We start from the raw sequence: 22,389 nt of genomic DNA on the forward strand, positions 1-22,389 counted from the left end.
GCACCTTTCATTCCTCCCTTCGCGAAGGCGTTTCAATGACATCGATCGAGGGCGCGCCCGCAGCGGCCGGGACTGGTTCCCCGCGCGCCGGGGGGCCGGAACAGGATGTCCGGATGGGCGTCATCACGGCGCTCTCGGCCTATACGCTGTGGGGCTTCCTGCCCATCTTCTTCAAGCTCATCGAGCATGTCGACCCCTTTGCGATCGTTGCCTACCGCATCGTCTTTTCGCTCGTTTTCGTCGGCATCGTTCTGGCCGTGGGCGGGCGCATGGGTGAGGTTCTCACCGCCCTGCGCGACCGCCAGGTGCTGGTCAGATTGACCCTCTCTGCCCTGCTGGTCGCGGTCAACTGGCTCACCTTCATATGGGCGGTCACCAATGAGCGCATCCTCGATACGAGTTTTGGCTACTTCATAAACCCGATGGTGAGCGTCCTGATCGGTCTGGTCCTCCTGGGCGAGAAGCTCTCGCGGCTGCAATGGCTGGCGATTTTGCTGGCCGTGCTGGCCATCGGCATCCAGGCCGTGGGGCTGGGCAGCGTTCCCTGGGTGGCGATCGTCCTTGCGCTGACCTTCGCTTTTTACGGCTATGTCCGCAAAACCGTGAACGTCGGCTCCTCGCCGGGGCTGATGGTTGAAACCGTCATCCTCCTCCCCGCGAGCCTCATCTTCATCGCCTTTACGCTTTCGGGCCCCATGCCGGGCTACCTGCTCGACCCGCAGACCCTCCTCTTGCTCGCGCTCACCGGACCCGCCACGGCCATTCCGCTGATGCTGTTCGCGTTCGCGGCCAGACAGCTACGCCTCTCGACCATCGGCATGTTCCAGTACATAGCCCCTTCGATGGGATTTGCGACCGCCATCCTGCTCTTCGGCGAACCACTGCAAACGCCCCGCCTCATCAGCTTTGCGCTGATCTGGGTCTCGCTGGTGATCTTCTCGGTCGGCTCTTTCCGGAACCGGGGCGTGAAACCCCGCTAATCCCACGCCGAAAGCGGCATGCCGGCTGAAGTGCGAACCTGCGCGTCCATCTGCGAAATATCGCTCGAGAGCATCGCCGTGTCGGTGCAGCTCTGGAAGATGCCACCGACATAGTTGACGCACTCGACCTGCTGGGCGGTAACCACCCCATTTGCATAGTCCTTGATGACGCCGTCCTGCCCGACGCGGAAATAGAACAGGCGATAGTCGTATCGCGTCGATCCCCCGCCCATCAGCAGGAAGTCGGTCGACGTGGAGTGCGCCGCATAAGCCTGGCCGTGCCGGTAAAGCCGGTCGCCATTGGATAGTTGCGAGAGATGGATGAGGTTCCCATAGGCCTTCTCACGTCCCATCATACCCTCGAACGAGGTGGTGTTTTGCGCCGCGATCTGCGCATAAGGCTTGCCCACGGTGTAGTTGAGAATATTGGAATCCGCCGCCGCCTGAAGGCTTTGCTGTGTCGCCGTGCAGGCGCCGAGCGCAAGCAGCGCGAGCCCGATAATAAATCCTTTAAACAAACGCATATCCGTCCCCCTTTTTATCTGCAAAAGCTATACGCGACACGGCACGACGTCGCGCCGGATTGAACACACATACCAAGCGCCAGCGCTTCGGCGCGCCGGACGTCCGGCGCGGAGCCGAACCAGTATCCACCAGGCACCTCAGCCATCGCGTGGCACTGTTCGGTGGTCACATCGGCAATCCGGCACCCGGCCGCGCCACAGAATTCAAGCGCAAAACGCTCAGCCTCGGTCCGGGACATGCCCAGCCCGTGCCCGAACCGGCCGGTTGCGTCCACGGCGAAAGCCATGACCGCCGATCCGGATGCGGGCGGGCTGGCCTGCCCCTCCCCACACACTTCGAAAACGCCGGGAACAAGCTGACCCTCCGAGCACAGTATGCCGCCCCATTGATAAGCCCTGCTGCCCTCCGGCGTGCGGACCTCGAACCAGTCGTAGCCATTGAACGAAACGCCGGTATTGGAGATGAGTGTAATGGGAGACCCTTCGGCCAGACTGCCCGCCGGCGCATAGTCGGTCCCCGGTCCCGCGCGCAACCGCCCGCCGAGAGATTGCCCTGGCGAATTTAGGCGGCCTTCAGCGTCGTTGTTATTGTTCGGGGTGGCGTCAGCATCGGCGCATGAGAACTGTTCGGAACCAAGGAACAAGGCCGGGGGACGGTCATCGGGATAAAAGCCAATGCCGTAGTCGGCGTTCGCCCACGCCCCGCGCTCGTCGGCAACGAGCTGGGCGCCATAGCCTGGGCCGGTAAACAGTCCCATCCCAGCCGCCGGATCGATCATGACCTCGAAATGCACCCCGCCCCCGCCGCACGCAAACGAACTCATGTCCGACTGCGCCAATGCCGTATGGGCATACGGTATGCCCACCAGGAGTGCCAGCAGCCCGCTGGCAAGACTCGAGAGCCGAAAAATCATGCGCGTCCCCCCAAACAGGCCGCCATTCCCCAGCGGCCACTAACCTCCGCGTCCAACAGGCAACCTCACGCTCAACAGCGCGGGAACATAGCAGGATAGTTAAAAATGCTCAAACCGCCATCATCGTCGAGCGATGCGCCCAGCCCGTCGTACGCTTCTCGATCCACGCCATCAGGGCGTACATCGCGATGCCCTCGACCGCGAGCATCACCAGCCCCGCAAAAACCAGCGGCACGTTGAACTGGCTCTGGGCCGAACTCATCATGAAGCCGAGCCCGGAATTGGCCGCTACGGTTTCCGAGATCACCGAACCGACAAACGCCAGCGTAATGGCGATCTTGAGCGAGCCGAAAAAGTACGGCATCGAGCGCGGAATGCCCACTTTGAGCATGATATCCATCTTTTTGGCCCCCAGCGCCCGCAACACGTCCTCGGTCTCTGGCTCGATGGTCGCCAATCCCGTGGCGACGTTCACCACAATCGGAAAGAAGGCGATGAGAAACGCGGTAAGGATCGCCGGCACCGTCCCGATCCCGAACCAGATGACCAGCACGGGAACCAAAGCCACCTTGGGGATGGCATTGAACCCCACCATGATCGGGTAGAGCCCCGCATAGATGAACCGCGACCACCCCACCAACAACCCGAGCGCCAGCCCACCGATGACAGCGAGCAGGAAGCCCACTGTCGTCGTATAAAGAGTCTGGATCGAATGGCGCTGTATGGCCGGCCAATACTGGATGATCGCCTCCCAGATGCGGCTCGGCGCGGGCAGTATGGTGTGGGGGAGCCCCGACAGTCTCACGCCGAACTCCCAAAGCGCGAAGAGGGCCACGGTATAAATCCATGGCATCCACGGAAGCCAGTTGAACGGTTTTTTCCCCGTGACGCTGCTCATGCTACCGCCCTCGCATCCGCGATCTCTTCGCGAAGCCTTTGCACGAGATCGTTGAATTCCGGCACATACATGATGCCAAGCTCCCGCGGCCGCGGGAAGGGAATGTCGTGCACGTCGAGGATGCGGCCCGGCCGCGCGCTCATCACGTGCACCGTATCGGCAAGAAACACCGCCTCGCGCAGATCGTGGGTGACCAGGACGATGGTCACGTCCTGGCTCGCATGGAGATCCCGGATGACCTGCCAGAGCTCCTCGCGCGTGAACGCATCGAGCGCGCCGAACGGCTCGTCGAGCATCAAAAGCTCTGGCTCATGGATGAGCGCGCGACAAAGGTTGGCGCGCTGCTGCATCCCACCCGAAAGCTGCCAGGGATATTTCGAGCCGAACCCGGCCAGCCCGACCGTCGCCAGCAGCGCCTCAGCCTTTTCGATATACTCCTTCTTGTGCGCCCGTAACCGGCGCCGATGCTTTTCGACGATCTCGAGCGGCAGCAGAATATTGTCCAGCGTCGTGCGCCAGGGCAGCATCGTGGGGTTCTGGAACGCCATCCCGACAATCGACACCGGCTTGGTAACCCGGCTCCCGGCAACCGAAACCACGCCCGCCTGGGGAATATGCAGTCCGGTAACGAGCTTCATGAGCGTCGATTTCCCGCATCCTGAAGGTCCGACCACCGCCGCGAACTCGCCGCGCCGGACCTTCATATCGAGCCCTGAAACCGCCAGCGTGCCATCGACCCCGCCATAGCGCATATCGACGTTCTCGATGGTGACCAGATGTTCGCTCATCGCTTCGTTGTTCCCCACTTTGTCCAAAATTCCCCGCCTCTAACCCCTCCCCTCTAGGGGAAGGGGAATCTTCTATGTGCTTTTGGCAGACCCTTTGCCCCAACCGCGATTAAATCCCCTCCCCCTAGAGGGGAGGGGTCAGGGGCGGGGTAAGGCCGCACGCGCAAATGCACCTTCCCTAAGGTAAGGGCTCTGCCCCTACGGCATCATCCGCTCTTCAGCCGGCGGGAGGTAGCTCGCATCGAATACGTCCTCGGCCGAAATATCGGATGAAATACCGATGGAGAGCCTGAGCTGCTCAATTGCGGCATTGAGCCTCTCCATATCGACCCCGCCGATGCCGTTTTCCTGCACATATGCAGTGTTGATGTTCATGGCGTTGGCCATTTCCAGCCGTTCGATCTCGATATTCACGTCGAGAATGTCGTTGGCCGCGACCACCGCCGCAGCGCCCGCTGCCGGGTCGGCTGCCGCATCTGCGAAGCCCTTGGCGAGAGCTCGTAACATGCCCTTGACCGCCTCCGGGTTGGACTCGGCGAAGTCCGTGTTGACCATGATGGCGTTGCCATAAAGGTTGAGCCCGTGTTCGGCCATCAGGATTGGCACGATGTCATCGTCGGGCACGCCCTGCGCCTTGAGGTTCAGGATGACCGAGAACGCAAAGCCGAACACCGCATCGACATCACCCTGCGCCAGCATAGGCTCACGCACGGGGAACCCGATGGATTCAATCGTTATGTCGGACGTATCGAGGCCAGCGGCCTCGACGAACGCCGGCCACTGCGCAAAAGCGCCGTCTGGCGGCGGGGCGCCCAGCGTCTTGCCTTCGAGCGATTTCGGATCATCGGTGATCCCCAGCGAGCGGCGCCCGACAACGGCAAAGGTCGGCGTCTCATAGATCATCATGATCGCCTTGACGGGCTGACTCGCATCCTCGTCAAGGAACTTGATGAGCGAGTTGATGTCGCCAAAACCCATATTGTACGTACCGGTCGCCACACGCGGAATGACCTCGACCGAACCCGCCCCGACATCGAACGTCACATCGAGGCCTTCATCGGCGAAATATCCGTTTTGCTGCGCGAGCATGAAGCCTGCAGCCGGGCCCTCGATGCGCCAGTCGAGGGTAAAGCGGATCGGCGTGTTTTGCGCCAGGGCCGGTGCGGCAACGCCTGCGCCCAGGACCAGCGATCCGGCAGCAAGCGTAAACAGTCTGCGATTGAGCATGATGGTGGATTCCCTTTGAAATGCATCAACGATACAAGCGCGCAGAATTTTGACTGTAAAGTAAAAAATGACAGATTCTGTGCAGGACGCACACTCTGCACACAGTTTGAGCAGGACGTCACGTCTCACCGTTGTGGGGACATCTTCCGCCCGAGCGGATTGGGGCCTTACACCCGAAAAAACGACAGGCGCGCGGGGCGCCTGCCGGATTGGCTGGTATTACCGTACATATACGGTCAGCATCTGGTTGCCATAGTCGACGGCCAGAATGTCGTTGACCCGCTTGCCATTGCGGCTCAGAGCGGTGCTCAAAAGGATGTCGCTCGACACCAGGTTCTGCGCAAAGCCCAGATTGCTGGCACGGGCCAGATGGCGAAGCTGATCCATGATATCGCTGCAGTAACGGACGGGGACTACAGTGATGCCGCGGGCATTCTGCCAGCGGATGAGGTTCTGTTGCGAATAATCGGCCCGTGCAATGACCTGAGCTACAGCGCTGGCATCCTGCCCGGCGCAGGCTGAGGCGAGGCTGGTGCTGACGCCGTTGACGCCAGGCGCACCGGGAACGCCCGGGCCACCGGGACCGCCGGGTCCCCCGGGTCCACCCGTGCCGCCGCCGATCCCAAGGTCGACAGTTGCGAGGTTGCTGCCTCCCACGCCGACACCGGCCCGCACGTTGTTGTTGTTCAGGCCAACGCCTACACCTACGAGACTATCCCCGCCGGTGCCAACATTGGCCGACGCCAGCGATCCACCGGATCCCGAAAGGTTCACGTCGAGAACGTTGCCACCGCCGCCGCCAATTCCGAGGTTGACAAGACCACTATCGCCGGCCTTGCCGCTGTTGAGTGTAACCAGCGAACCGTCGCCTCCAAGGACGCCACCAAGAAGCGATCCTGCGGATACCGGTGTGACAAAAAGGCTTGCTGCCAGCAGGACGCCTGCAGCCCCTCGATAAACATTACGCATAGTAAGCTCCTATATCTCCAAATCGGCGGAGATCTGCGCCCCCACCGTCGATTTGAAATTAGGAGAAGCCGTAATGGTTTCATTCACGATTAAGGCGTGGTTACCGGCTTTTTACTTCATTTCTTATAATGCGTTGGAGCTTCCCGCGAGAACCACGACGCTCCGCGCTGGAAGGGTGATGCGGTTGCCTTCCACCGAGACATCGGCGTCCGGGCAGGAAACGAGGCTCGTCTTGAAAGCCAGCCCTTTCTCCTCTGGCAGTACGGCATCGACGCTATGATAGAGGCGATTGAACCACACGAGCATCACCTCCCCCGCTTCATGCAGGAACATGCCCACCACTGAGGAACCCGGATGCATCCAGTCGCCATCGGTCATCTCCCGCCCTTCGGGGTGGAGCCAGGTGACGTCCTTGAAGCCGTTCGAGAATTCCCCGGTCAGGAATGCATCGGTCCGTAACGCGGGGTGATCGCGACGGAAGCGGCTCATTTCCGCAGTGAAATCGATCAGCCCCTGGTCGGCGCCTTCCCAATCGAGCCATGTCGTCTCGTTGTCCTGCGCATAGGCGTTATTGTTGCCCCGCTGCGTCCGCCCGAATTCATCCCCGGCCGTCAGCATCGGCGTTCCGTGGGACACAAACAGCGTCGCCAGCATCGCTCGGATGTCGCGATCGCGGGCCTTGAGAACGGCGGGATCTTCGGTCGGCCCTTCAATTCCGTAGTTCCAGGAATGATTGGCATCGTGCCCGTCACGGTTGTCCTCGCCATTGGCTCCGTTGTGCTTGTGCGCATACGCTACGACATCGGCCAGCGTGAACCCATCATGCGCCGCAAGAAAGTTTACGCTCGCCGATGGCTTGCGCCCATCGTGGTTGAACTGGTCAGCCGACCCCGCCAATCGTGTCGCCAGCCCGCTGAGCGTATGGTCATCGCCCTTCCAGAACCTTCGGATCTTGTCGCGATAGCGGTCGTTCCATTCAAGGAACGGTTCGCCGAACCGCCCCACATGATACCCTCCCGGCCCCGGGTCCCAGGGCTCGGCAATCAGGAGGCAGTCCTTGAGGATGTCATCGTTGCGGATGCGCTCGATCATTACAGCGTCCGGCGAAAACCCTTCCATCGTCCGCCCGAGGATGGTCGCGAGGTCGAAGCGGAAGCCCGATATTCCGATCTCGGTGACCCAATACCGGAGCGACGCCAGAATGAGATCCTGAACCGCCGGATGGTCGCAGCGCAGGGTATTGCCGGTGCCGGCGTCGTTGACGAGCCGCAACTGGCCATTCTCCTCGACATAGCGATAATAGGTGCGTGCATCGAGCCCGCGCATCGAGAGCACCGGGCCGTCCGCCGCACCCTCGCCCGTATGGTTGAACACCACGTCGAGGACCACCCGAACGCCGGCCTCGCGATACATCTCCGTCACGGCCTTCAATTCCCGCGGCCCACGCGGCGTTATGCGCGGTTCGGGCGCCATGAAGGCAATCGGGTTGTAACCCCAGACATTGGTCAATCCGAGCTTGGGCAGATGTGCGTCGTCAAGCCACGCCGTGACCGGCATCAGTTCCACGACATCTGCGCCGATATGGAGGATGTGGTCGAGCACATGCCGCGTCGTCAGTCCCGCAACGGTGCCCCGCAATGGACCCTGTACATTCGGATGGCGCATGGTGTGGGCGCGGACGTTGACCTCGTAGATGAGGTGTGGCCGGGACGTATCGTGCACCTCGCTCGGCACGCCGGCGCCCGCCCGCACGATCGCCTTGGGCACGAGCGGCGCGGTATCGACGCTTTCCTCCCGCGATGCCCGGAGCTTGGGACTGCGGACGAAAGCCCGGTCGATGCGCTTGGCATAGGGGTCGACCAGAAGCTTGTTGGGATCGAAATAATAGCCTTGGGCGGGATCGTAGCGGCCATCGGCGCGCAAACCGTAGCGTGCAGCCGCACCCAGGCCGTCTATGTGGACGTGCCAGAGATTGTCGTCCCCACGTAAGAGCTCCACCCGATCGGTTTCCGCATCGGCTTCATCGAAGAGGCAGAGCCAGATCTTTTCCGCCGTCTCGCTGTAGACGGAAAATCCCACGCCCGAATCCGTGACCGTCGCGCCCAGAGGGGTCGGCGATCCCTTTACGTTCCTGCTTGTTCCGGGCATGAAAATCCTATGTGATCACCGACGGCGCAGCCCGTCCTGTCCGTGCTCCGATCTCGGCAACGGATTCGGCCAGTGCAACGAGATCGGCCAGCGCTTCCTGCGTTTCCCGTTCATGGTCGCCGCCCGGCGCTTCGTAGCGCTCAAGGTAGATGCGCAAGGTTGCGCCCACCGTTCCAGTGCCGGAAAGGCGGAAGACGATCCGCGAACCATCGGCAAACCCGATGCGCACCCCTTGCGAAGCACTGGTCGAACCATCGACGGGATCGTGATAGGTAAAGTCGTCCGCCAGCACGATCTCCCGCCCGCCAAATCCATCCGCAAGCAGTGCGGGCAGCTTCGCGCGCAAATCGGCCATCAGTCGGTTGGCGGTTTCACTGTCGACCTCTTCATAGTCGTGCCGCGAATAATAGTTCCGCCCGTAGGTCGCCCAATGCTCGCGGACAATCTCATCCACGCCCGCCCCGCGCCGGGCGATGATATTGAGCCAAAGCAGAACCGCCCATAGCCCGTCTTTTTCCCGCACGTGATCGGAACCGGTGCCTGCGCTCTCTTCCCCGCAGATCGTCACCCGCCCGGCATCGAGCAGATTGCCGAAGAACTTCCAGCCCGTGGGCGTCTCGTGCATTTCGATGCCGAGCTTTTCCGCCACGCGGTCCGCTGCCGCGCTCGTTGGCATCGAACGCGCGATCCCGGCGATGCCCTTGGCATAGCCGGGCGCCAGATGCGCATTGGCGGCAAGGATCGCCAGCGAATCCGAGGGCGTCACGAACCGGCCCCTGCCGATAACGAGGTTGCGGTCGCCGTCGCCGTCCGAAGCCGCGCCGAAATCGGGCGCATCCGGGCCCATCATCAGATCGTAGAGGTCCTTGGCATAAACGAGGTTTGGATCGGGATGCCCGCCACCGAAATCGGGCAGCGGCACCGCATTGATAACCGTCCCATCCGGCGCCCCGAGATGACCCTCGATGATCGCCTTGGCGTAGGGACCGGTCACCGCGTGCATGGCATCGAACCGCATACGGAACCCGGTCTTGAACATCGCAGCAATGGCATCGAAGTCGAACAGCGTCTCCATCAGCGCCGCATAGTCGGCCACCGGATCAATGACCTCGACGATCATCCCCTCGACATGCTGGATTCCCTTGCGCGAAAGATCGACATCGGGCGTATCGGCGCTTTTGTATTCGGTGATGACCCTGGACCGCGCATAAACCGCATCGGTGATCCGCTCGGGCGCCGGCCCGCCATTCGAAGCGTTGTACTTGATCCCGAAATCTCCGTCCGGCCCGCCCGGATTGTGGCTGGCCGAAAGCACGATCCCCCCGAAAGCGCCATAATGGCGGATGACGTGCGAAGCGCCGGGTGTCGAGAGAATGCCGCCCTGTCCTACCAGGACGCGCCCGAATCCGTTGGCGGCTGCCATGCGAATGGCGATCTGGATCACCGTGTCGTTGAAATACCGCCCATCCCCGCCGATCACCAGCGTCTTGCCTTGTTTCTCGGGCAGGCTGTCAAACAGCGACTGGATGAAATTCTCGACATAGTTGGGCTGCTGGAAGTGCACGACCCGCTTGCGCAGGCCCGACGTTCCCGGCTTCTGGTCTTCATAAGGCGTGGTGGCGATAATCTTTACGCTCATTCGATCCCCAACAGCGTGTTATAGAGCGCAGCATATCTTCCTGCACTCTTCTCCCATGAAACATCCGTCTTCATGCCCTTGCGCTGCATGCGCGCCCACACGTCCGGTCGGTCGTAGAGCGTGATCGTCCGGCGGATCGCTTCGCCGAGGGCCGGCCCATCGACGGGTATGAACTGGATACCCGTCGCGACACCGGCGTCTACCGCCGCTTCATTGGCATCGATCACCGTATCGGCCAGCCCGCCGACCCGGCTCACCAGCGGAACCGCGCCGTAGCGCAACCCGTAGAGCTGGGTCAGCCCGCACGGCTCGAACCGCGACGGCACGAGCATGACGTCCGAGCCGCCCTGCATGAGATGGGAAAGTTTTTCGTCATAGGCCCGGATGAAGCCCACCCGCCCCGGATAGCGCCCGGCCGCCTCGGCCATCGCCGCTTCGAGCATGGGATCCCCCGAGCCGAGCACCGCAAGTCGCCCGCCGAGCGAAACCAGCCAGTCCACATTTGCGGCAACGATATCGATGCCCTTCTGCCAGGTAAGGCGGCTGACCAGCCCGAACAGCGGTCCGCCATTAATTTCCAGCCCGAACCGCTCAGCCAGAGCCAACTTGTTGAGCCCGCGCTTTCCCGTATTGGCCGCGCCGTAATTGGCCGCGAGTGCAGTATCGGTCTGGGGGTTCCATTCCTCAGCATCGATGCCATTGAGAATGCCGTGCAGATCGCTCGCGCGCTCGACGAGCAGTCCCTCAAGCCCCATCCCGAACTGCGGCGTCTGGATTTCGAGAGCGTAGGTCGGGCTAACCGTCGTAATCGCATGGGCACATCGCAAGCCACCCTTGAGGAAGCCGACCCCGCCATAATATTCCACGCCGGTCATGTGAAATGCGGCAGGCGGCAACCGCAACATCGGAAATATGTCCGCCTTGTATTGCCCTTGGAACGCGATGTTGTGGATGGTAACGACCACCCTCGTTTCGGTATCGCCCCCAAAAGCCACATAGGCAGCGGCCATGGCCGCCTGCCAGTCGTGCGCGTGGATAATGCGCGGGCGGTACCCATCGACCAGCCCCTTGGCCAGTTCCGCCGCCACCCAACTCAACGCCGCGTATCGCGCCCAGTTGTCGGCCCAGTCCTTCGCGGTGTCATCGACATAGATCCCCCCCGCCCGGTCATAGAGGTGGGGGGCGTCGATAACGATCAGATCGAGCCCCTGGACCCGCGCCGCGATCAGTTGTGCGGGGCCGCCGAACAGATCGTCGAACCCTGCGACCACCCGCCCCTTCTTGAGCGCAGCCATCACCTGAGGATAGCCCGGAACCAATGACCGCATGGCGAAATCGTGCGCCGCCAGGGCGCCAGGCAGCGCCCCGGCCACGTCAGCCAGTCCCCCGGTCTTGACCAGCGGGTAAATCTCGGAGGTGACGGAAAGAACGTCGATCATTGACTGGCGAGATAATTGTTGATCATCGGCTGGGTGATGAGCACAACCCCGTTCTCGGTTCGCCGGAACCATTTGGCGTCAAATTCGGGATCCTCGCCGACGACAAGTCCCTCGGGAATATCCACCCGGGCATCGACCACGACCTTCGAAAGCCGGACGCCGCGGGCGATGTTGCACCGTGGCAGAACCACAGCCTCGTTGAGTTCCGAATAGGAATTGACGCGCACCCCGGTGAACAGCAGCGTGCGCTTCAACTGTGCGCCCGAAACGATGCAGTCCCCGGAAACGAGCGAGGAGATTGCATGCCCGCGCCGCCCCTCGATATCGTGGACGAATTTGGCGGGCGGCGTAATCTCGGCATAGGTCCAGATGGGCCAGTCGCGGTCGTAAAGATCGAGTTCGGGCGTAATGTCGGTCAGATCGACATTGGCTTCCCAATAGGCATCGACCGTACCCACGTCGCGCCAGTAGGCCACGTCTTCGTTGGAAGAACGCACACAGGACCGCGCGAACCGGTGCGCCCAGGCCGAGCCGTTCTTGACGATATAGGGAATGATGTCCTTGCCGAAATCGCGAGCGGACCCCTCGGTCGCCGCATCGCGGCGAAGCTGATCCATCAGGAACTTGGTCTCGAACACATAGATGCCCATGGAGGCAAGCGCGAGGTCCGGCTTGTCGGGAATGCCGGGAGGGTCCTTGGGCTTTTCCACGAAATCGATGATCCGGTCGCGCCCGTCGACATGCATGACCCCGAAAGCGGTGGCCTCCATGCGCGGCACCTCGAGGCACCCCACGGTCACGTCGGCCCCGGTGTCGACATGCTGGCGCAGCATGATCTCATAGTCCATCTTGTAGATATGGTCGCCCGCCAGCACGACGATATACTTGGCGCCATAATCCTCGATGATGTCGATGTTCTGGTAAACGGCGTCCGCTGTCCCCGCATACCACATGTCCTCGGCCACCCGCTGGCTGGCGGGGAGGATATCGAAGCTTTCGTTTCGCTCGGTCCGCAGGAAGTTCCAGCCCCGCTGCAGATGCCGGATAAGGCTGTGCGCCTGGTATTGCGTCGCCACCGAAATGCGCCGGATGCCCGAATTGATGGCATTGGACAGCGCGAAATCGATGATCCGCGATTTGCCGCCGAAATATACGGCGGGCTTGGCCCGGCGGTCGGTCAGTTCCATCAACCGCGTCCCACGCCCCCCGGCAAGCACATAGGCCATGGCATCGCGCGCCAGCGGCGCCGGATGTTTCGGTTGGACCATGTTCCTCTCCCTCTTTTTGCGCCCTGTGATCGGGCCCTATTTGTTGTGTTTCAGCCGACTTCTCTAAATACGCGCGGTGGTTCAGTTTTTTCGAAATCCCCCCTGCCCCGAGCGCTAATCCGGCTCGAACTGCAAGATCAATGTCGCCAAGGGCGGCAGGATGAGTTCCGCTGTCGCCGGATAACCGAATTCATTGCCCGGCGTGGCAATGACGACGCCTTGGTTCCCCATGTTCGAGCCGTGGTACCAGCCCGCATCGGTATTGATCCGCTCGATCCACCGCCCTGCGGCCGGCACCGGCAGCCGGAAGCCTTCGCGCGGAATCGGCGTGAAATTGGTGATCACCACCACCGGCGGATGGTCCGGCGCGCGCCGCACCCAGGCGAGGATCGAATTGGCGGCGTCGTTGGCGATGATCCACTCGAAGCCTTCTGGCTCGCAATCGCGCGCATGGAGAGCGGGCAATTCGCGATAGACGGTGTTGAGGTCCGAAACGAGCCGCCGCACCCCTTCATGCGCCGGCGCATCGAGCAACCACCAGTCGAGCGCCTCGCTCTCGTTCCACTCCTCGCGCTGGGCAAATTCCTGTCCCATGAACAACAGCTTTTTCCCCGGATACCCCCACATGAACGCGTAGTAGGCGCGAAGGTTCGCGAACTTCTGCCAGTCGTCGCCCGCCATCTTGCTGAGCAGCGAGCCCTTCCCATGTACCACCTCGTCGTGGCTAAGGGGCAGGATGAAGTTCTCCGAAAAGGCGTAGAGAAGCCCAAAGGTCAGGTCGTTGTGGTGATAGCGCCGGTGGATGGGGTCGCGCTGCATGTAGCGCAGCGTGTCGTTCATGAACCCCATGTTCCACTTGAACCCGAAGCCGAGCCCATTGGCATCGGTCGGCGCGGTCACCCCGCTCCAGCTCGTCGATTCCTCGGCAGCCGTGAACGTACCGGGATGCTGGCCGTAGGTCTCGGCATTGACGCGCTGGAGGAAAGCGACGGCCTCGATATTGTGATTGCCGCCGAACTGGTTTGGCACCCATTCGCCGGGCTGGCGGGAATAATCGAGATAGAGCATCGAGGCCACCGCATCGACGCGCAGCCCATCGATATGGAACTTCTCGAGCCAGAAGAGCGCATTGTTGGTGAGGTAGCTCGATACCTCCTTGCGCCCGAAATTGTAGATCGCGGTGTTCCAGTCCGGGTGATAGCCCTGCCGCGGATCCTCGTGCTCGTAAAGCGCGGTGCCGTCGAACCGCGCCAACCCGTGCTCGTCGGTCGGGAAATGCGCGGGCACCCAATCCATGATGACCCCCAGCCCCGCCTCGTGAGCCGCGTTGACGAACCGCGCAAACCCCGCCGGGTCGCCGAACCGCGCCGTAGGCGCATAGAGCCCGGTCGGCTGATACCCCCAGCTCGGATCGTAGGGATGCTCGGTCACAGGCAACAGCTCGATATGGGTGAACCCCATATCCGCCGCATAAGGTACGAGCTGTTCGGCCAGCTGGTCATAGGAGAGAAAGGAGCCGTCGGGCCGCCGGCGCCATGAGCCCAGATGCACCTCGTAAACGGACATTGGTGCGCGGCGCATGTCCTTGCCACGCTGGCTTTCCCTGTAAGCCCCATCGGTCCACTCGAACGGCGCCGGGTCGGCAACCACCGATGCCGTCTTGGGCCGCATTTCTGACTGGCGGGCAAATGGATCGGCTTTGAGCGGCAGGCGGTTACCGCTCTTGCCGATGATCTCGTACTTATATTGCGCCCCCGGGCGGACGCCCGGCAGGAAAATCTCCCAGATTCCCGTATCGGTGCGCTTGCGCATGGGGTGACGCCGCCCGTCCCATTCATTGAACGAGCCGATGACACTCACGCGCTGGGCATTGGGGGCCCACACCGCAAAATGGGTGCCTTCGATCCCCTCGAATTCCATGAAATGCGCACCCAGCTTGTCGAACAGCCTCAGGTGCGAACCTTCCCCGATATAATAGTCATCGAGCGGCCCGAGCACGGGACCGAACGAATAGGGATCGTGCACGTCCCACTCGCCGCCTGCATTGCCCGCCCGGTAGCGGATCGGCTGGCGGTCCTTGATCTTGACTTTTCCTTCAAAGAACCCGGAGCCGCGGGACGTCATTTCGCCCAATGCCGTGCCATCGAGGGCATAGGCGGCCAGCGTTTCGGCGTGGGGAACGAAAGCGCGCGCCGCCCAGACGGTTCCTGCCTTGTGCAAGCCAAGAACAGAAAACGGATCCGGATGCTGCCCGGACACGATCCGGGCAACGTCCCCGCCTTCGGCCTCCCAGCCTGTTTGCGCCTTAGCCAACGTCAAATCCCCCCTTACGCATACTGCCTCCCGATCGGCTCTGATCTCTGCCCGCGAACGCTACATGACGTTCCAGATCTCCTGTGCATATTCACGGATGGTGCGATCCGAGGAAAACCAGGCCACGCGAGCCGTGTTGCGAATTGCCATCGCGTTCCAATAACTCCGATTGGCCCAGATATGATCCACTCGCCGCTGCGCTTCGTAATAATCGTCGAAATCCCGGGCGACCATGAACCAGTCGTGATCGTAAAGCCCATCCATCAGATGGCGGTAGCGCCCTCTGTCGTCGGGCGAGAACACCCCGCTGGATATCCCCTCGATTGCCTCCCGGAGCAGCTGGGATTGCTCTATGACCTGCCGCGGCGCCCCCCCCTGACTGCGGACATCCTGAACTTCATCGGCGGTGAGTCCGAAAATGACGATGTTTTCCGCCCCGACCCGCTCCCGGATTTCCACATTGGCCCCATCCATCGTGCCGATGGTCACCGCGCCGTTGAGCGCAAATTTCATGTTGCCCGTGCCTGATGCCTCCATCCCCGCAGTTGAAATCTGCTCGGACAGGTCGGCGGCCGGAATGATGGTTTCAGCAAGCGACACGTTGTAATTGGGCAAGAACACGATTTTCAAAAGCCCGCGCACTGCCGGATCGTTGTTGATCACCTTGGCGACGTCGTTGATCAGCTTGATGACGAGCTTGGCGTTCCAGTAACTGGGCGCCGCCTTTCCGGCGAACACCTTTACCCGCGGCACCCAATCGGTTTCGGGATGGGCGCGGATCATGTTGTACTGCGCCACCGCCTCCATGACGTTGAGCAGCTGCCGCTTGTATTCGTGGATGCGCTTGATATGGACGTCGAACAGCGCATCGGGAGAAACCGGCACGCCTAGCCGTTCCCTGATCAGCGCCGCCAAAGCCTCCTTGTTCTTGCGCTTGACGCTGGAAAACTGATCCTGGAACCCCTTGTCCTCGGCGTGGGCGTCGAGCTTGATGAGCTGTTCGATATCGTCCTTGAACTCCGGTCCGATCCGTTCGGCGATGAGCCGTGTCAGTCCAGGATTGCACTGCATCAGCCAGCGCCGCGGCGTGACACCGTTGGTCTTGTTGTTGATGCGCTCGGGATAGAGCTTGTGGAGATCGGCAAAGACCGTCTGCTTCATCAATTCGGTATGGAGCGCGGAGACGCCGTTGACCGAATGCGAGCCGACAAAGGCAAGTTGCCCCATGCGCAGCCGGCGCCCTCCATTTTCATCGATCAGCGAGATCGCAGCGATCTGCCCATCGCCAAGCCCTTTCTCGCGGGCTTCGGCCAGCACCATCGCGTTGATCGCGTAGGCGATCTGCATCTGACGCGGCAACAAGCGCTCGAGCAGCGCAACCGGCCAGGTTTCCAGCGCCTCGGGCAAAAGCGTATGGTTGGTATAGGCGAAGGTCCCCTTGGTCAGCTTCCAGGCCTCGTCCCATGCCAGCCCCTGCACGTCCATGAGAATGCGCATCATTTCGGCAATCGAAATCGCCGGGTGGGTATCGTTGAGCTGGATCGCCACCTTGTCGGGCAACGAACCGAGATCGCCATATTGCTGGAGGTGCCGCCGCACGATGTCCTGCAACGAGGCCGATGAAAAGAAGAACTCCTGGCGCAGGCGCAGCTCCTGCCCCGCCGGATTGGAGTCCGCGGGATAAAGGACGCGGGTGATCGCTTCGGCCTTGGCGCTCTCTTCAAGGGCCCCGATATGGTCCCCCGAGTTGAAGCGGTCGAGCAGGATGGGATCGATCGGCTGCGCGCTCCAGAGCCTCAACGTATTGATCCGTGCGCCGCGCCAGCCCACGACCGGGGTATCGAACCCGACCGCAAGGAGGTGTTCGGCCGGATGCCAGACCTGCCGCACCGTACCGTCGGGCTGCTGCACCGGCTCGACATAACCCCCGAATCCGATCTCATACGCGCTCTCGCGCCGCTCGAACTCCCAGGGGTTGCCGTGCGCAAGCCATGTTTCGGGCAGCTCCACCTGCCAGCCCTCGCTCATTTCCTGCCGGAACATGCCATTCACGTAACGGATGCCGTAGCCATAGGCCGGAACCTTGATCGTCGACATCGATTCCAGAAAGCACGCCGCCAGGCGCCCCAGCCCGCCATTCCCCAAGGCCGCATCGGGCTCGCGCTCTATCAGTTCGTCGATCGAAACGTTGAACCCCTCGAGCGCCTCGCGCACCGCATCCGCCAGCCCGAGATTGGACATCGCATCGCGCATGAGGCGCCCGATGAGGAATTCGAGGCTGAGGTAATAGACGCGTTTCTTCGATGTCCGCCAGGTGTCGCGGGTGGATTCCATCCACTGGTCGATAACGCGGTCGCGGATGGCGAGAATGGTGGCGGTCAGCCAATCATTGCGGCGCGCGACGATTGGATCCTTGCCGACCGAATAGGTCAGTTTCTCGAGGATCTCGTTGCGGAGACTTTCAGCGTCGCTGGCGCGGGGGCTGGGGATCGGGGCATCGAAGACAATCGGCTTTTGCGGCATGGCGCACCCTTGTTTTCATGTCTTTCTCCTCCCCTCACTCGCGGCCAGTCTTGCACGGCGACGAAGCAGATTCCAGCGGCATTTACATGTCCGGAACAATGGGAACCCAATGCGAGCCCTGCGCGTTATGGGTCCAGTGATGGAGGTCCCCCTACCTTCATTACGCCCAAGCCCTAACCTCTGGAGGATTGCTGCCCGGCAATCCTCCAAATTTTTTCGAACCGCCGGAACCAATCCCCCGGCTGCGCATTAAATCGGATATGCGAGGTGTTTCCCCCAACGCCTTGCACCCAGAAAGGCCGGTATGCTCACGCAACCGGTCTTTCTTTTTACGCCGCACACTGCGCCGACGAGATTATTGCCGGGAGATCACCCGATATGGGCAGACCCTATCGACAGCCGATAGGAAATATCGTTGCCGCCATCATATATCGAACCGGTCCCATCTACCGCGATCGGTACGACGCTTTCGAGAAAGCGTTTCGAAAGCCCATTGAAGGATGCGTTTTGGGCGGCAGCCTTCGCCTTCCATTCGAGGATCACAGTCTCGCTGGAGTCGTCGTTGGCGGCTTCTCCGATCGAGATCGCGATAGGTCCGCTCCGCCACGCGCCGGTGCGTGACGCATGGGCGGCCAGTTCATGAATGGCCAACCCTACATAGATGGCCGCTGAGGGCGAAATCACGCGATCCCGTCCCGAGATACGGACGGCGACCGGTACCTCGCTGCGAAACAGCGCGACCTGCTTGATGACCAGATCGTTGAGCGAAGCACCTTGCCAATCCCGGTCGGTCACGAGGTCCTGCGCTCGCGCTATGGCTTGCAGGCGACCCGAAAAATCCCCGATGAAACCGCCGATCGACGTCGAATTCCGCGCCGTTTGCGTGGCGAGGCTCAAAATGATCGCCAGGAGATTCTTGGACCGATGACTGACCTCGCGCAAGAGATTGCGCAGTTGCACCTCGTGGCGCTTCTGCTCGGTCACCTCGAGCATGGTGGTAAACACACCCTGAACACCGTTGCTTTCGTTGATATCGGGATCGATCCAGGTATCGAACCAGCGCACCTCCTCCTCGAGGGTTATCGGCACCTCGAACCGCTGCGGTACGCCCGTCTCGATGGCCGATAGCTTGGCATCGACCAACCGCTGGGCGGCGAGCGGAGGCAGGAAGTCGCCGTCCAGACGGCCCAGCACCTGCTCTTCCGCGATACCGTCGGGGAGGTTCTCAGCCCACCGGAAAATCAAATCCTGCGTCTGGTAGAAGACTGAGATCGGGGTTCGGTCTAGGGCTTTGAGCAAAAAGTCGAACCGGCGCGAGCGGTCCGGTCCGCTCCCGCCGGGATTATTTTTGCCGTTGGGGCCAAAATTATCAGTTTCGGTGTTCACACGCATTCAGCATCGGTCGCAGCGCCCGGGTGGTACCGTTCCGACTGCTCCCTTCGTTACGCACGCCGCCCCAGACCGAAGATCAGCCCGATGACCATGGCGATGAGGAAGATGAAGAAAAGAACCTGTGCGATCGAGGTCGCGGCGCCTGCAATTCCGGTGAACCCCAGAACACCTGCAATAATCGCGATGACCAGAAAAGTCAGAGCCCATCCAAGCATGACGTGTACTCCTGTATTGCTTGAGGAATTCGCCATGAAAACGTTCAACACCGCGCGACAGTTCCGCCGCGCGGTGCAACTGAAGCAAACCGGCTAGGCCGCTTGTTCCATTTGTTCCGAAAAGAACAGCACCTGGCTTACCAGAGCCTTGACCATGTCTGGCTGGAACGGCTTGGTAACGAGGAAGGCCGGTTCCGGCCGCTCTCCGGTCAACAGGCGTTCGGGGAAAGCGGTAATGAAGATCACCGGCACGCTGACCGAACGCAGAATGTCATTGACCGCATCGATCCCCGAGCTGCCGTCTGCCAGCTGGATATCGGCGAGGACGAGTCCCGGACGTCTTTCGTTGAAGAGTTTGATGGCTTCGCTATGCGTGCGCGCGATCCCGGTCACGGTATGGCCGAGCGACTCGACCATGCTCTCAATGTCCATCGCGATCAGCGGCTCGTCCTCGATGATGAGCACGCTCGTGGCGACCTGACGCGCCATCTCCAGTGCAGCCTCGTCGAGTAGCCGGGAGTATTCGTCATCCGATACACCCAGAATATATGCGGCATCGGGGCTGGAAAAGCGCTCTACAGCCAAAAGCAGGAAAGCCTGCCGGGGTAGCGGCGCGATGGCCGTCAGGCTCCGCCTTGCCTGCGTTTCCCACCGGTCGTCGGTGGGCGGCAGTTCGTGAAGGTTGATGTCGACGGATTTCCAGAGCTGGCAGAATACGCGATAGAGCCCAACTTTCGCCTCAACTTCTGTGGGGAAGATGGACCTGTCCGAAATCAGGGCCTCAAGGGCGGCCGAAACATAAGCGTCGCCACTCGATTGGCTGCCGGTCAAAGAACGCGCAAACCGCCGCAGATAGGGAATATGCGGCGCGATCAACTCGGCAAGATTCATGAAAATGCTCCCTCGTACTTATACCATCCGCCCAATGCATGGCTGAGCGCGAACAGCCATTAACGTTTTTGATATCGGAAAGTTCCGAAAACCGATGGAACTTTTTTTTCTGGCTCGCGTTGCTTCGTCAGACTATGACCTGCCTTCACGGGGGAATAAGTGACACAAATGACTAGTAGCAGGAAGCCGCCGGCCGATTCAGTGGGCGATCCCACAAAGCCGGAGCCGCGCATGAGCGACGAATCGCAAGCTTTTATTGGACTTAAGCTTCGCGAGCTCTACGACAATGTCGTCTCGGAGCCAGTGCCGGATCGTCTCCTTGAGCTACTGAACAAGCTCGGGGCCAAAGACGACAAAGCCGGTTGAGGGGGTGACTATGTCTTACGACTTTCGCTCCGAACTCCTCGCAGTCATCCCCAATTTGCGCGCTTTCGCCATGTCGCTCGTCGGCTCGGCCGATCGGGCCGACGACCTCGTGCAGGAAACGCTGGTTCGCGCCTGGGACAAACGGGATTCGTTTACACCGGGCACCAATCTCAAGGGTTGGCTTTTCACCATCCTTCGCAACGAGTTTTACAGCCAGATGCGCAAGCGCAAGCGCGAAGTTGCTGATCCGGAAGGGCTTATGGCGGCTCGGCTTTCCACCCATCCCGAGCAGGTGGGCAAGCTCGACATGGAAGATTTCAAGGCCGCCATCGACACGCTTCCCGATGACCAGCGCGAAGCACTGATCCTCGTGGGCGCCTCGGGCTTTTCTTACGAGGAAGCTGCCGAAATCTGCGGCTGCGCCATCGGGACGATCAAAAGTCGCGTCTCCCGCGCACGCGCGCAGCTTGCCGTGGTGCTCAAGCTGGAAGGCGATGGGGAGTACGGTCCCGACGCCGTCGCGGTTGGCGTGATGAACCTCAATTCTCCCAGTGCCGCCTGAAATCTTTAAAAAAGGTGAGGTTCTGACGCCACGCCGGAACCTCACCGTTTTCTGGCCGTTCTACCCCAGATCACAACCTAAAGTTCAGGGAGAACCAGGAATGGCCCGTGCCGCAAGCTCGTCAAGCACGCCCCGTTCGTCGAACGGCAACGTAAAAGACCCCGCCAAGGATCTCGATGCCGAGATTGCCGCCCTGCGGGAAGACATCTCCGCCATCACCGCCACGCTCGGCGATATCGCCCGCTACCGCACCAGCGAAGCCAAATCCGAAATGCAACGCGCCGGACGCAAGGTAATCGCCAAGGGCGAAGAAGCGGTCGAGACGGCCCAACAAAATTTCGAATACGCCGAGGACGAGATCAAGACGATGATCCGCGAAAAGCCGATCGCTTCGGTGCTGGTCGCGGCAGGTGTCGGTTACGTGCTCTCGAAAATCCTGCGGGTCTAGCTCATGGCGCTTCCCGCCCCGATTTCGACGCTGACCTATCAGGCAGGCCGCGTCGTGCGGTCCGCTGGGCGAACGGCCGCCGTTTATGCGGCCCTTGTCGTCCTGGGACTAACCGGTGCAGGCTTTCTCGTGGCGGCAGCCTTTATCTGGCTGGCCGCCACGACCAATCCCCTTATCGCTTCATTGATCATGGCCGCCGTGTTTCTCGCCGCGGCGGCCATTCTTTGGGCCATCGTCGCGGCTCGCAAGGACCGGATCAAGCAGGAACGCCGCGTCAGCACGGCCAACACCGCCCTGATCGCGTCGAGCCTCACCCTCGCCGACGTCGGGCTGCGTATCGTTTCCCGGATGAAAGGGCCAATGTTCTGGCCAGCGGCAGCGACCCTGTTTGGTGCCTGGTATCTTACCCGGCACAAAAATCGCGACGACGACTGATCCGTCTCTCTATCGTTTCCCAAGGATACCGAAGTCCGCGCTCAAGGTCCGTTTGATCGGGACTTGCGCGGCGGACTTCGGTTTTCCTCTATGGGGGGACAGGCGCTGGAGCAAGGCCGGGAATTATTCTCCCGATTGCCTAATTCGAGATCGCGGCCTCTGCCTAGGCTCGCGCCTCACCTCTCGTTGGCGAGGGAATTGAGCTTGAGCAGTTTTTCCAGCTCGAGGTCGGCATCCCGCAACACGCCCTTGTGCTCGGGAGCGGCGTGGTGATCCTTGTAGCTTTTCAGCAGTTCGATCTTGCGCGCGTTGGAGAGCATCGGATCCGCAGCGATATCGCTCGGCTTGCGCGTGACCGCACCGCTATCGAAATAGGTAGAGATATTCTTGTTGTCGGCCATGGCGGAATCCTCGCTGTTACCTCTGACAAACGTGAGATGCGCGGCGCGG

At 61.3% G+C, this 22,389-nt stretch carries 21 protein-coding genes; 5 read left to right on the forward strand and 16 right to left on the reverse strand.

Annotated features, from left to right (window positions below; all coding sequences use genetic code 11):
* Nucleotides 1-35 precede the first annotated feature (35 nt).
* Nucleotides 36-980: an EamA family transporter RarD gene (gene rarD, locus I2G20_RS00970; RefSeq protein WP_196257804.1), complete on the forward strand. Its 945-nt coding sequence runs from the start codon at nucleotides 36-38 to the stop codon at nucleotides 978-980.
* On the opposite strand, the gene I2G20_RS00975 is transcribed toward rarD, so the two are convergent.
* The 15 genes from I2G20_RS00975 to I2G20_RS01045 form a co-directional block, all read right to left on the reverse strand.
* Nucleotides 977-1,504 carry a hypothetical protein gene (locus tag I2G20_RS00975; RefSeq protein WP_196257805.1) on the reverse strand — a complete coding sequence of 176 codons (528 nt, stop codon included), beginning with the start codon at nucleotides 1,502-1,504 and terminating at the stop codon, nucleotides 977-979. The two genes, rarD and I2G20_RS00975, sit on opposite strands and share 4 nt — an antisense overlap.
* 14 nt (nucleotides 1,505-1,518) lie before the next feature.
* Nucleotides 1,519-2,418, reverse strand: a complete 900-nt coding sequence (locus I2G20_RS00980; protein ID WP_196257806.1) for a DUF4189 domain-containing protein — start codon at nucleotides 2,416-2,418, stop codon at nucleotides 1,519-1,521.
* Between the two features lie 109 nt (nucleotides 2,419-2,527).
* Nucleotides 2,528-3,316 (reverse strand): ABC transporter permease, encoded by a 789-nt coding sequence (locus tag I2G20_RS00985; protein WP_196257807.1) that lies wholly within the window; start codon nucleotides 3,314-3,316, stop codon nucleotides 2,528-2,530.
* Nucleotides 3,313-4,104 carry an ABC transporter ATP-binding protein gene (locus tag I2G20_RS00990; protein ID WP_246472725.1) on the reverse strand — a complete coding sequence of 264 codons (792 nt, stop codon included), beginning with the start codon at nucleotides 4,102-4,104 and terminating at the stop codon, nucleotides 3,313-3,315. The genes I2G20_RS00985 and I2G20_RS00990 overlap by 4 nt, the downstream gene beginning before the upstream one ends.
* 198 nt (nucleotides 4,105-4,302) lie before the next feature.
* Nucleotides 4,303-5,331, reverse strand: a complete 1,029-nt coding sequence (locus I2G20_RS00995) for an ABC transporter substrate-binding protein (protein ID WP_196257808.1) — start codon at nucleotides 5,329-5,331, stop codon at nucleotides 4,303-4,305.
* 219 nt (nucleotides 5,332-5,550) lie between these two features.
* Nucleotides 5,551-6,300 (reverse strand): hypothetical protein, encoded by a 750-nt coding sequence (locus I2G20_RS01000; protein WP_196257809.1) that lies wholly within the window; start codon nucleotides 6,298-6,300, stop codon nucleotides 5,551-5,553.
* A gap of 123 nt (nucleotides 6,301-6,423) precedes the next feature.
* Nucleotides 6,424-8,448 (reverse strand): glycogen debranching protein GlgX, encoded by a 2,025-nt coding sequence (glgX, locus tag I2G20_RS01005; protein WP_196257810.1) that lies wholly within the window; start codon nucleotides 8,446-8,448, stop codon nucleotides 6,424-6,426.
* Between the two features lie 7 nt (nucleotides 8,449-8,455).
* On the reverse strand, nucleotides 8,456-10,087 hold the full coding sequence (locus I2G20_RS01010) for an alpha-D-glucose phosphate-specific phosphoglucomutase (protein WP_196257811.1): 1,632 nt from the start codon (nucleotides 10,085-10,087) through the stop codon (nucleotides 8,456-8,458).
* Nucleotides 10,084-11,523: a glycogen synthase GlgA gene (gene glgA / locus I2G20_RS01015; protein ID WP_196258190.1), complete on the reverse strand. Its 1,440-nt coding sequence runs from the start codon at nucleotides 11,521-11,523 to the stop codon at nucleotides 10,084-10,086. The genes I2G20_RS01010 and glgA overlap by 4 nt, the downstream gene beginning before the upstream one ends.
* Complete coding sequence (glgC, locus tag I2G20_RS01020) at nucleotides 11,523-12,794, reverse strand: glucose-1-phosphate adenylyltransferase (protein ID WP_196257812.1); 1,272 nt, start codon at nucleotides 12,792-12,794, stop codon at nucleotides 11,523-11,525. The genes glgA and glgC overlap by 1 nt, the downstream gene beginning before the upstream one ends.
* A 114-nt stretch (nucleotides 12,795-12,908) precedes the next feature.
* Nucleotides 12,909-15,107, reverse strand: coding sequence for a 1,4-alpha-glucan branching protein GlgB (gene glgB, locus I2G20_RS01025; RefSeq protein ID WP_196257813.1), 2,199 nt, complete (start codon nucleotides 15,105-15,107; stop codon nucleotides 12,909-12,911).
* Nucleotides 15,108-15,167: 60 nt separating this feature from the next.
* Nucleotides 15,168-17,630 carry a glycogen/starch/alpha-glucan phosphorylase gene (locus I2G20_RS01030; protein ID WP_196257814.1) on the reverse strand — a complete coding sequence of 821 codons (2,463 nt, stop codon included), beginning with the start codon at nucleotides 17,628-17,630 and terminating at the stop codon, nucleotides 15,168-15,170.
* Nucleotides 17,631-17,999: 369 nt separating this feature from the next.
* On the reverse strand, nucleotides 18,000-19,022 hold the full coding sequence (locus tag I2G20_RS01035) for a sensor histidine kinase (protein WP_196257815.1): 1,023 nt from the start codon (nucleotides 19,020-19,022) through the stop codon (nucleotides 18,000-18,002).
* 50 nt (nucleotides 19,023-19,072) lie between these two features.
* Entirely contained in the window at nucleotides 19,073-19,237 is a 165-nt protein-coding gene (locus I2G20_RS01040) for a DUF1328 domain-containing protein (RefSeq protein ID WP_196257816.1), read from the reverse strand.
* Between the two features lie 93 nt (nucleotides 19,238-19,330).
* Nucleotides 19,331-20,128 (reverse strand): response regulator, encoded by a 798-nt coding sequence (locus I2G20_RS01045; RefSeq protein ID WP_196257817.1) that lies wholly within the window; start codon nucleotides 20,126-20,128, stop codon nucleotides 19,331-19,333.
* 231 nt (nucleotides 20,129-20,359) lie between these two features.
* On the opposite strand from I2G20_RS01045, the gene I2G20_RS01050 reads away from it, so the two are divergent.
* The 4 genes from I2G20_RS01050 to I2G20_RS01065 all read left to right on the forward strand — a co-directional run bounded on the left by I2G20_RS01050 (nucleotide 20,360) and on the right by I2G20_RS01065 (nucleotide 21,939).
* Nucleotides 20,360-20,494, forward strand: a complete 135-nt coding sequence (locus I2G20_RS01050) for a NepR family anti-sigma factor (RefSeq protein WP_246472726.1) — start codon at nucleotides 20,360-20,362, stop codon at nucleotides 20,492-20,494.
* A 10-nt stretch (nucleotides 20,495-20,504) separates the two neighbouring features.
* Nucleotides 20,505-21,056 carry a sigma-70 family RNA polymerase sigma factor gene (locus I2G20_RS01055; protein WP_196257819.1) on the forward strand — a complete coding sequence of 184 codons (552 nt, stop codon included), beginning with the start codon at nucleotides 20,505-20,507 and terminating at the stop codon, nucleotides 21,054-21,056.
* Between the two features lie 100 nt (nucleotides 21,057-21,156).
* Nucleotides 21,157-21,504, forward strand: coding sequence for an ElaB/YgaM/YqjD family protein (locus tag I2G20_RS01060; protein WP_196257820.1), 348 nt, complete (start codon nucleotides 21,157-21,159; stop codon nucleotides 21,502-21,504).
* Between the two features lie 3 nt (nucleotides 21,505-21,507).
* Nucleotides 21,508-21,939 (forward strand): hypothetical protein, encoded by a 432-nt coding sequence (locus I2G20_RS01065; RefSeq protein WP_196257821.1) that lies wholly within the window; start codon nucleotides 21,508-21,510, stop codon nucleotides 21,937-21,939.
* Nucleotides 21,940-22,115: 176 nt separating this feature from the next.
* Here I2G20_RS01065 and I2G20_RS01070 read toward each other — a convergent pair whose 3' ends face one another.
* Nucleotides 22,116-22,340, reverse strand: a complete 225-nt coding sequence (locus I2G20_RS01070) for a hypothetical protein (RefSeq protein ID WP_196257822.1) — start codon at nucleotides 22,338-22,340, stop codon at nucleotides 22,116-22,118.
* Between the last annotated feature and the right edge of the window lie 49 nt (nucleotides 22,341-22,389).

The organism is Pelagibacterium limicola (assembly GCF_015694405.1).
In the GTDB taxonomy this organism is placed as follows: Bacteria; Pseudomonadota; Alphaproteobacteria; order Rhizobiales; family Devosiaceae; genus Pelagibacterium; species Pelagibacterium limicola.

Excerpts from the sequence above, each read along its gene's own strand:
- rarD (WP_196257804.1), top strand. The coding sequence starts at position 36 with ATGACATCGATCGAGGGCGCGCCCGCAGCGGCCGGGACTGGTTCCCCG.
- I2G20_RS00975 (WP_196257805.1), bottom strand. The coding sequence starts at position 1,504 with ATGCGTTTGTTTAAAGGATTTATTATCGGGCTCGCGCTGCTTGCGCTC.
- I2G20_RS00980 (WP_196257806.1), bottom strand. The coding sequence starts at position 2,418 with ATGATTTTTCGGCTCTCGAGTCTTGCCAGCGGGCTGCTGGCACTCCTG.
- I2G20_RS00985 (WP_196257807.1), bottom strand. The coding sequence starts at position 3,316 with ATGAGCAGCGTCACGGGGAAAAAACCGTTCAACTGGCTTCCGTGGATG.
- I2G20_RS00990 (WP_246472725.1), bottom strand. The coding sequence starts at position 4,104 with ATGAGCGAACATCTGGTCACCATCGAGAACGTCGATATGCGCTATGGC.
- I2G20_RS00995 (WP_196257808.1), bottom strand. The coding sequence starts at position 5,331 with ATGCTCAATCGCAGACTGTTTACGCTTGCTGCCGGATCGCTGGTCCTG.
- I2G20_RS01000 (WP_196257809.1), bottom strand. The coding sequence starts at position 6,300 with ATGCGTAATGTTTATCGAGGGGCTGCAGGCGTCCTGCTGGCAGCAAGC.
- glgX (WP_196257810.1), bottom strand. The coding sequence starts at position 8,448 with ATGCCCGGAACAAGCAGGAACGTAAAGGGATCGCCGACCCCTCTGGGC.
- I2G20_RS01010 (WP_196257811.1), bottom strand. The coding sequence starts at position 10,087 with ATGAGCGTAAAGATTATCGCCACCACGCCTTATGAAGACCAGAAGCCG.
- glgC (WP_196257812.1), bottom strand. The coding sequence starts at position 12,794 with ATGGTCCAACCGAAACATCCGGCGCCGCTGGCGCGCGATGCCATGGCC.
- I2G20_RS01030 (WP_196257814.1), bottom strand. The coding sequence starts at position 17,630 with ATGCCGCAAAAGCCGATTGTCTTCGATGCCCCGATCCCCAGCCCCCGC.
- I2G20_RS01035 (WP_196257815.1), bottom strand. The coding sequence starts at position 19,022 with ATGCGTGTGAACACCGAAACTGATAATTTTGGCCCCAACGGCAAAAAT.
- I2G20_RS01040 (WP_196257816.1), bottom strand. The coding sequence starts at position 19,237 with ATGCTTGGATGGGCTCTGACTTTTCTGGTCATCGCGATTATTGCAGGT.
- I2G20_RS01045 (WP_196257817.1), bottom strand. The coding sequence starts at position 20,128 with ATGAATCTTGCCGAGTTGATCGCGCCGCATATTCCCTATCTGCGGCGG.
- I2G20_RS01050 (WP_246472726.1), top strand. The coding sequence starts at position 20,360 with ATGAGCGACGAATCGCAAGCTTTTATTGGACTTAAGCTTCGCGAGCTC.
- I2G20_RS01055 (WP_196257819.1), top strand. The coding sequence starts at position 20,505 with ATGTCTTACGACTTTCGCTCCGAACTCCTCGCAGTCATCCCCAATTTG.
- I2G20_RS01060 (WP_196257820.1), top strand. The coding sequence starts at position 21,157 with ATGGCCCGTGCCGCAAGCTCGTCAAGCACGCCCCGTTCGTCGAACGGC.
- I2G20_RS01065 (WP_196257821.1), top strand. The coding sequence starts at position 21,508 with ATGGCGCTTCCCGCCCCGATTTCGACGCTGACCTATCAGGCAGGCCGC.
- I2G20_RS01070 (WP_196257822.1), bottom strand. The coding sequence starts at position 22,340 with ATGGCCGACAACAAGAATATCTCTACCTATTTCGATAGCGGTGCGGTC.